The 10,114-nt window shown below is 28.7% G+C and carries 7 protein-coding genes and 1 rRNA gene; all 8 read left to right on the forward strand.

Annotation, left to right across the window (positions count from 1 at the left end):
* Positions 1-272: 272 nt before the first annotated feature.
* Positions 273-2,531: a glycogen/starch/alpha-glucan phosphorylase gene (locus I4U89_RS15135; RefSeq protein ID WP_195941100.1), complete on the forward strand. Its 2,259-nt coding sequence runs from the start codon at positions 273-275 to the stop codon at positions 2,529-2,531.
* Between the two features lie 192 nt (positions 2,532-2,723).
* Complete coding sequence (locus I4U89_RS15140; RefSeq protein ID WP_195941101.1) at positions 2,724-4,070, forward strand: ABC transporter substrate-binding protein; 1,347 nt, start codon at positions 2,724-2,726, stop codon at positions 4,068-4,070.
* 183 nt (positions 4,071-4,253) lie between these two features.
* A complete protein-coding gene (locus I4U89_RS15145; RefSeq protein ID WP_195941102.1) occupies positions 4,254-5,099 on the forward strand; it encodes a carbohydrate ABC transporter permease in 846 nt (281 codons plus the stop codon).
* Entirely contained in the window at positions 5,099-5,953 is an 855-nt protein-coding gene (locus I4U89_RS15150; protein ID WP_195941103.1) for a carbohydrate ABC transporter permease, read from the forward strand. Before I4U89_RS15145 ends, I4U89_RS15150 begins: the two co-directional genes overlap by 1 nt.
* A 24-nt stretch (positions 5,954-5,977) precedes the next feature.
* On the forward strand, positions 5,978-7,459 hold the full coding sequence (malQ, locus tag I4U89_RS15155) for a 4-alpha-glucanotransferase (protein ID WP_195941104.1): 1,482 nt from the start codon (positions 5,978-5,980) through the stop codon (positions 7,457-7,459).
* Positions 7,460-7,524: 65 nt separating this feature from the next.
* Positions 7,525-8,559, forward strand: a complete 1,035-nt coding sequence (locus I4U89_RS15160; RefSeq protein WP_195941105.1) for a LacI family DNA-binding transcriptional regulator — start codon at positions 7,525-7,527, stop codon at positions 8,557-8,559.
* Positions 8,560-8,616: 57 nt separating this feature from the next.
* A complete protein-coding gene (locus tag I4U89_RS15165; protein ID WP_195941106.1) occupies positions 8,617-9,243 on the forward strand; it encodes a YesL family protein in 627 nt (208 codons plus the stop codon).
* Between the two features lie 539 nt (positions 9,244-9,782).
* Positions 9,783-10,114 (forward strand): 16S ribosomal RNA (locus I4U89_RS15170); the annotation flags it as partial.

Consider the following 10,114-nt stretch of genomic DNA (forward strand, 5'->3'; position numbering starts at 1 on the left):
AAGCTCTTTAGCGCTGATGGTACTTGGAGGGCGACCTCCTGGGAGAGTAAGACGTAGCCACGTAATCTTTTTTTATTTTTATATAAAATTTTTAAGAATATCATATCTAAATAATCTATAAAAAAATTGCAAATCAAAAAAATATGTTGTAAAAAAAAATTTGATAAACTACAATTACCTTGAGGTGAAAATTTAATTAATTTTGGAAACGATTCCGATGATATTTCCAAAATACTTAATAAAATATTTATTAAATCAAAGGGGGATTGTAGGTGGATTTATCAGAAAGCCTAAAATTAAAAACTAATAAAGACATATCTGATTGTTCAAATGAGGAAATTTATTTTGCATTATTAGAATTAGTGCAAGAGCTTAGTGAAAAAAAGGTAATCAAAAATCAAGGTAAAAAGAAATTATATTATATATCAGCAGAATTCTTAATAGGAAAATTATTATCTAATAATTTGATAAATTTAGGTATATACGATCGAGTAGAAGAAATATTATCACAACATGGAAAAAACATATCTGAAATAGAGGAGATAGAGCCTGAACCATCTTTAGGAAATGGTGGTCTTGGCAGATTATCAGCATGTTTTCTAGATTCTATAGCAACTTTGGGAATTCCAGGAGATGGTATTGGTTTAAACTATCATTTTGGTTTATTTAAACAACTATTTAATAATAACCTACAAATAGAAGAAAAAAATGAATGGATTGATAAGATTGGATGGTTGAAAAAAACTGATACAACTTATGATATTAATTTTGGTGGGTTTACTTTAAAATCTACACTTTATGATATTAATGTTACAGGATATAATAATCAAACTAATAAACTTCATTTATTTGATATAGAAACAATTGATGAAAGTATAGTGAAAGATGGTATAGATTTTGATAAAGACAATATTGAAAAAAACCTTACTTTATTCTTATATCCTGATGATAGTGATGAAAAAGGTCGTCTTCTTCGAATTTATCAACAATACTTTATGGTAAGTAATGGTGCTAGATATATATTAGATGAGTGCATAGCAAAAGGAAGCAATTTACATGACTTAGATGAGTATGCAGTAATACAGATAAATGATACTCATCCAACTTTGGTTATACCAGAGCTTATATATTTGTTAGTTGAAAGAGGAATAGAGCTAGATGAGGCTATAAAAATTGTAACTAAAACATGTGCATATACTAACCACACAATTTTAGCTGAAGCTCTAGAAAAATGGCCGATAGAATATTTAGAAAAGGTTGTTCCACAACTTATACCTATAATAAAGGAATTAGATGATAGAGTTAGAGCAAATTATGAAGATGAATCTGTCTACATCATAGATAAAAATGACAATGTAAATATGGCTCATATAGATATACACTATGGTTTTAGTGTAAATGGAGTAGCATCGCTTCATACTAATATATTAAAAAACAATGAATTAAATAATTTTTATAAAATTTATCCTGAAAAGTTTAACAATAAAACAAATGGAATAACATTTAGAAGATGGCTTATTCATTGTAATCCACTATTAACAGAGTTAATAGAAGAATTAATAGGAGATGAATTTAAAACTGATGCAGAAAAATTGAAAGACTTAATAAAATATATAGATAATGAAAAAGTACTTCAAAGGTTATTAGATATAAAATATACTAATAAAGTTGAATTAAAAAATTATCTTAAAAAAACTCAAAATATAGATATAGATGAAAATTCTATTTTTGATATACAAATAAAAAGACTACATGAATATAAAAGGCAACAAATGAATGCATTATATGTAATTTATAAGTATTTACAAATCAAACAAGGAAATACACCAAAAACTCCTATAACAGTTATATTTGGAGCAAAAGCTGCACCAGCATATACTATTGCAAAAGATATAATACATTTAATATTATGTTTGCAAGAACTTGTAAATAATGATGAAGAAGTTAGTAAATATTTAAAAGTTGTAATGGTTGAAAATTACAATGTTACTATAGCAGGAAAACTAATACCAGCATGTGATATATCAGAACAGATTTCATTAGCTTCAAAGGAAGCAAGTGGAACTGGTAATATGAAGTTTATGTTAAATGGAGCGTTAACGCTGGGTACAGAAGATGGAGCTAATGTAGAAATACATGAACTTGTTGGAGATGATAATATATTTATCTTTGGGGAGAAGAGTGATAATGTAATTAAACACTATGAAAATGGAGATTATGATCCTCTCGATTTTTATATAAAGAATGAAAACATAAAAGAAGCAGTAGATTTTATTGTCGGCGAAGAGTTAATGAACATTGGATGTGAAGAAAATCTTATCAGGCTATATAAAGAAATAATAAGAAAAGATTGGTTTATGGCTTTATTAGATTTTAATGAGTATTGTAAAAAGAAAGAAGAAGTTTTTAAAGAATATGAAGATAGAAATAAGTGGGCAAAAAAAATGCTAGTTAATATAAGTAAAGCAGGTTATTTTTCTTCAGATAGAACTATAAATCAGTATAATAAAGATATTTGGAAATTACAATAGAAAAAGGCAATTATGAACCAGTATATGATTGCTAAAAATAAAGGACAAAGTATAAAAGAATAATTTCTTGATTTTGAGAATTCTAAATGATAATATTTAATTAAGGAGGAGGGAAAGCGATACCAATAACGTTTCGGTAACGTTACCAATAAGACTTCAAAGGGGTATAAATTAAAATAAGGGGGATTTATTATGATTAAATTGAAAAAGTTTGTAACAATTGCTTTATCTGCAGTTTTAACAACAGTAGCATTAACAGGATGCTCTTCATCTTCTGATGATAGTGCAGCTAAGGAAGATGGTAAGGGTTCAGTATATTATCTAAATTTTAAGCCAGAATCAGAAGAGCAATGGAAAAAGATTGCTGAGGATTATGAAAAAGAAACTGGTGTAAAAGTAAAAGTAGTTACAGCTGCAAGTGGTACTTATGAACAAACATTAAAATCAGAAATAGCTAAAAAAGATGCTCCTACATTATTCCAAATAAATGGTCCAGTAGGTTATGAATCATGGAAAGAGTATTGTGCCGATTTAAAAGATACAAAGCTTTACAGTAGTTTATTAAATCAAGATATGGCTATAAAAAGTGGGGATGGGGTGTATGGTATACCTTATGTTGAAGAAGGATATGGTATAATATACAACCAAGCAATAATGGATAAATACTTTGCATTAGATGGTGCAAAAGCTAAATCAATAGATGAAATAAATAATTTTGCAAAATTAAAAGAAGTTTCAGAAGATATGCAATCTAAAAAAGATCAATTAGGAATAGATGGAGTATTTGCTTCTACATCATTATCTCCTGGTGAAGACTGGAGATGGCAAACTCATTTAGCAAATCTTCCTATTTATTATGAATACAAAGATAAGGGAGTATCTAACTTAGACAAAATAGATTTTACTTATTCAGATAACTTTAAAAATATATTTGACCTATACATAAACAACTCAACTTGTGAACCTGCATTATTAGGTAGCAAAACAGTTTCAGACTCAATGGCTGAATTTGCACTTGGAAAAGCTGCAATGGTTCAAAATGGTAACTGGGGATGGAGCCAAATAGCAGAGGTTGAAGGAAATACTGTTAAAGCAGAAGATGTTAAATTCATGCCTATATATACAGGTGTTGAAGGCGAAGAAAAACAAGGCATTTGTATAGGAACAGAAAACTTCTTCTCTATAAATAGTAAAGCTTCAGAAGCTGATCAAAAAGCATCAATTGAATTTGTTGAGTGGTTATTTACTTCAGATACAGGTAAAAATCATGTAACAAATGAATTAGGTTTTATAGCTCCATTTAATACTTTCAAAGACTCTGAAACACCTCAAGATCCACTAGCTAAAGAAGTCTTAAGATACTTAGGAAATAAAGATTTATACAATGTAGATTGGAACTTTACTTCTTTCCCTAGTCAAACATTTAAAGATGATTTTGGTGCAGCATTACTTGAATATTGCAATGGTAACATGAAGTGGGAAGATGTTAAGAAATTAGTAGTTGAAGAATGGGCAAGTGAAAAAGAAGCATCTAAATAAATTTTGAATTAATTTGATTTATAAATGAAAAGGCTTAGCCATAGATAAAAGTATAATACCGTTGATATAATTTAAGGTAAATCTTAGTTATTTAATGAGAGAAATGCTTTTTATGGTTTAAGCTTTTTCTTTAAACTAAACGGTTATAAGATGTTTAAAACTATTGATACTAAGGGGGACACTATGCAAAAAGCACTAAAAAAATACTTTCCAATATTCTTGATTCCAACTTTGATTGCATTTTCTATTGCATTTATCATTCCTTTTATAACAGGATTATATTTATCTTTTTGTGAGTTTACTACAATAAGTGATGCAACATTTGTGGGAATAGAAAATTATAAAAAGGCTTTTTCAGCAGGTCAAGGATTTGTCGAGGCTTTTGGATTTACTACGATATTTACAATTATATCTATCATAACAGTTAACATACTTGCATTTACTCTTGCTTATTTTTTAACAAAAAAGATAAGAGGGACAAACTTTTTCAGAACTGTATTTTTCATGCCAAACTTAATAGGTGGGATAGTTCTTGGGTATACTTGGCAGTCTATGATAAATTCATTTTTAGCTAATTATGGAACGACTCTTGTTGCTAATCAAAAGTATGGATTTATAGGATTGATTATACTTATGAATTGGCAAATGATAGGATATATGATGATTATTTATATAGCTGGGCTTCAAAGTGTACCTAATGAATTAATAGAATCAGCAAAAATTGATGGAGCAACAAAATGGCAAACACTAAAAAATGTAACTATACCAATGGTAATGCCATCTATTACAATTTGTACTTTTTTAACTTTATCAAATAGCTTTAAGTTATTTGACCAAAACTTAGCATTAACTAATGGAGCTCCAATGCATAAAACAGAAATGTTAGCTCTTAACATAGTTAATACATTCTATGGAAGAAATAATTATGAGGGTGTTGGTCAGGCTAAGGCAGTTATATTCTTTGTTATAGTAGCCGTAATAGCTCTTTCTCAATTATACTTCACTAGAAAGAAGGAGGTTGAACAGTAATGCAAAACACAATGGCTAGAAAAAAGAATGTAGGAAATAATATAGTATTTATCATACTTTGCGCATTAGTCGTAGTATTTTTAGCACCGATTATATTTATAGTTGTAAATTCATTTAAGGGAAAATTCTTTATAAGTGATAACCCTTTTTCTTTACCTACGGCAGAAACATTTGTAGGTATAACAAATTATATTAATGGTTTACAGAAAACAGGGTTCTTAAGTGCTATTGGATGGTCGTTTTTTATTACAATAATGTCAGTAGTAGTAATACTACTTTTTACTTCTATGACGGCATATTACATTACAAGAGTAAAGAGTAAATTTACAAGTGTGTTGTATTATTTATTTGTATTCTCTATGATAGTACCTTTTCAAATGGTAATGTTCCCAATGGTAAAATTATCTGATACCTTACACCTAGCAAATCCATTAGGTATGGTAGCTTTATACTTAGGATTTGGGTCAGGATTATCGATATTTATGTTTAGTGGTTTTATAAAATCAATTCCACTAGAAATAGAAGAAGCAGCTATGATAGATGGATGCAATCCTTTACAAACATATTTTTATATAGTACTTCCTATTTTAAAACCAACTGCAATCACTGTTGCCATATTAAATGCGATGTGGATATGGAATGACTACTTACTACCTTATTTAGTTATAGGGTTATCTACAAAATACAAAACTATACCAGTAGTAATTCAAATGTTAGTAGGCTCAAATGGAAATAGAGATATGGGCGCAATGATGGCGATGTTAGTATTAGCAATCATTCCTATTATAATTTTCTATTTAATATGTCAAAAGCACATAATAGAAGGTGTAGTTGCTGGTGCTGTCAAGGGATAACATAAGGGGTAGAGGAGAGATATTATGAGAAGAAGTGGTATGTTACTACCTATTGCAAGTTTACCATCAAAATATGGAATAGGAAGTTTTTCAAAAGAAGCTTATGATTTTATAGATATATTAGAAGAATCAGGTCAAAGTTTATGGCAGATATTACCAATAGGTCCTACAGGATATGGTGATTCTCCTTACCAATCATTCTCTACTTTTGCAGGGAATCCATACTTTATAGATCTAGATGAATTGGTTGAAGAAGGACTTTTGTCTGAAGAAGAATGTAATAGTTATGACTGGGGAAGTAACAATGAATATATAGACTATGAAAAAATATACTTATCAAGATTTAAAATTTTAAGAAAGGCTTATGAAAGAAGTAATATAAGTAAAAATAAAATATTTAAAGAATACTGTGAAATAAATAAGTGGTGGTTACACGATTATGCGCTATATATGTCTATAAAAGATTCTTTTGGCTCAAAGTCATGGATAGAGTGGGATGATGAAATTAGATCAAGAAAAGAAGAAGCTATATCAAAATATGAAGAAAAGCTAAAAGATGATATTATATTTTACAAGTATCAACAATATCTATTCACTAAACAATGGAGCAAACTTAAAGCTTATGCAAATAAAAAAGGAATATCTATAATAGGGGATATACCTATATATGTAGCCTTAGACAGTTCTGATACATGGGCTAATCCAGAGTTGTTTCAATTAGATAAGGATTGTATGCCTACAGCTGTAGCAGGTTGTCCTCCAGATAGTTTTTCCAAAACAGGTCAATTATGGGGAAATCCATTATATTATTGGGAATATCATAAACATACAGATTATGAGTGGTGGATTAAAAGGATAGAGTATTCTTTTAAATTATATGATATTGTAAGGATAGACCATTTTAGAGGTTTTGATGAGTATTATTCTATACCATATGGAGAAAAAACTGCTATAAATGGAGTGTGGAAAAAAGGTCCAGGTTTAGATTTATTTAAATATATTAAAGAAAAACTAGGAAATGTAGAAATAATAGCAGAAGATTTAGGGTTTTTAACAGAAAGCGTAAAACAACTTTTAAAAGATACAGGATACCCAGGTATGAAAATAATACAGTTTGCTTTTGATTCAAGGGAAGAAAGTGATTATTTACCTCATAATTATGACAAAAATTGTATAGTATATACAGGAACTCATGATAATAGTACAATTAAAGGCTGGTATGAGGAAATTAGTCTCCAAGATAAAAGAATGTGTGTTAATTACATGAATAATAAATATACTAGAGAAAATATAATACATTGGGATTTTATATGTTTAGCTATGAGAAGTGTAGCTAATACTTGTATAATACCTGTGCAAGACTATTTAGGATTAGGTAATGAAGCTAGAATAAATGTACCATCTACGTTAGGTGATAATTGGAAATGGAGAATGAAATCAGATTGTTTCTCTAAGAATTTAATTAAAAAAATAAAGATGTTAACAAAGTTATATGGAAGAAAATAATTTCGGAAATAGATTATTTGATGTGCTAATTCATTAAAATATTAAACTGAAAGGAAGCCGTTGATATGAAGGCAATTACAATCAAAGATATAGCAAAAAAATGTGGCGTAGGAGTAAGTACGGTATCAAGGGCTATTAATAATCATCCAGATATAAATGAGGAAACTAGACGTATGATTATGGAAGTAATAAAAGAAAGTAACTTTATTCCTAATAATAGTGCCAGAAATTTAAAGCTTTCAGATACAAAAACTATAGCAGTATTAATAAAAGGTATAGATAACCCATTTTTTCAAAATATGATAAAAGTATTTGAAGAAGAAATACAAAATAGAAAATATACATTTATATTACATAGAGTAGATTCTAATCAAGATGAGGTTGAGGTAGCTTTAGAACTTATAAAAGAAAAAAGGTTAAAAGGAATAGTATTTTTAGGTGGATCCTTTTCACACCAAGAGGATAAGTTACAAGAAATAAAAATACCATTTGTACTAAGCACAATAGCTATAACAGATAATGTAGATAAGAATTTATATTCATCGGTATCCGTTGATGATGTATATGAAAGTAAAAAGATAGTAGATTTTTTATGCGATAATGGACATGAAAAAATTGCAATTTTAGCATCATATAGTACAGATATGAGTATAAGTAATTTGCGTTTAGAAGGTTATCGAAAGTCTTTGATGAGTAGAAATATCCCAATAAATGAAAATTTAATTAGATATACTTGGGATAGCCCTAATTCATATAGTATGGAGAATGGGTATAATCTAACTAAAGAGCTTATAAATTCTAAAGAAGAATTTACTGCTATTTATGCGATTTCTGATAGTATGGCTATTGGAGCATGTAAAGCTATACTAGAGTCTGGAAAACGGATACCAGAAGATTATTCTGTTGTGGGATTTGATGGATTAGATATAACATATTATTATAATCCATCTATAACAACAATACGCCAACCTATTGAGGAAATGGCAAAGGAAACTACTAAAATACTATTTGACTTAATTAATAAGAACAGTAAAAATCAACATAAAATTTTTGAAGGAAAACTGCTTGTAAGACAATCAACTTCTAAATTAGATAAATAAATTTGGAAAATAAGAATAATTTTAAGTAATGATTACAATTAATAGAAAGGGTTTTTTATGGATAATTTATTTAGATATGATGGTAAGTTTTGGGAAATGTTAGATAGGATAACAGATATAGTGGTGTTAAATTTTTTATTCATAGTTTTCAGTATACCTATTATAACAATAGGTGCATCCTTAACAGCGACATATTCTGTAGCTTTAAAAAAAGTTAAAAATGAAGATGTACCTATAACTAAAGAATTTATAAAAAGATTTAAAGAGAATTTTAAAATTAGCACTGTGGTATGGATATTAATGATAGTAGTTGGAAGTGTATTATTACTAGATTTACATATCTCTAATTTGATATCTAATGAAACTTTGGGGATAATGTTGAAGCTTATATCTACAATAGTAGGAATAATATATTTATTTAACTTTACATATGTATTTCCTATTATATCTAAATTTAATAACACTATAAAAAATACTATAGTAAATTCTATTCTTATATCAATACACAACCTACCTTATACAATTATAATGTTGATGATGAATTTATTATGTATAATATTGATGTTTTCATTAGTTAATTATTTTGGATATATATTATTTTTTTATATGATAATTGGATTTGGGATTACTTCATATGTTAATTCTATATTTTTAAATAAAATATTTTACAAATATATAAATTAAGAAAGTATAAATATATATATTTAATAAGAAGTAATATAATGAGCATAGACTAATCTATGCTTTTTTTAAGCTTAAGGAAATTATGATACTTTAAATACTGTGGGTAACTATTGAAGTTAAGTAATACCAATTAGTTTGGAGAGCGTAAAAAAGACATTTTGAGCAACGGACGAAGTCGTTGTTGATATGAGAGAAGCGAATTTCTTATTGTTTATTTTGACTTAGATAAAATTTAAAAAAAGTTAATAAAACCCTATACAAATAATTTTAAAAAATATATTATAAAAAAACTTTAAAAAATATGTTGACTAATAATAATAAAAATGATAAAGTATTACTTGTCCAAGAGATACGGACGAAAAATAAAACGAAAGAAAATCTTGACAAAGGGGAAATGACCTGGTAAGATGAGTAAGTCGAGAAAATGAACTTTGAAAATTAAACAGTAGGTTAATTTATATAACTAATGATTCTTTAAAGAATCGAAAACAAACCAAGCCAGATATTCAGATAATGATAGTCTGAGCAGGTAACAACTTTTATTTGAGAGTTTGATCCTGGCTCAGGATGAACGCTGGCGGCGTGCCTAACACATGCAAGTCGAGCGATTCACTTCGGTGAAGAGCGGCGGACGGGTGAGTAACGCGTGGGTAACCTGCCCTGTACACACGGATAACATACCGAAAGGTATGCTAATACGAGATAACATGAGAGAGTCGCATGACTTTCTTATCAAAGTTTTTGCGGTACAGGATGGACCCGCGTCTGATTAGCTAGTTGGTAAGGTAACGGCTTACCAAGGCGACGATCAGTAGCCGACCTGAGAGGGTGATCGGCCACATTGGAACTGAGACACGGTCCAAACTCCTAC

The sequence above is a fragment of the Romboutsia sp. 1001713B170131_170501_G6 genome (genome assembly GCF_015668195.1).
GTDB lineage: Bacteria > Bacillota > Clostridia > Peptostreptococcales > Peptostreptococcaceae > Romboutsia_C.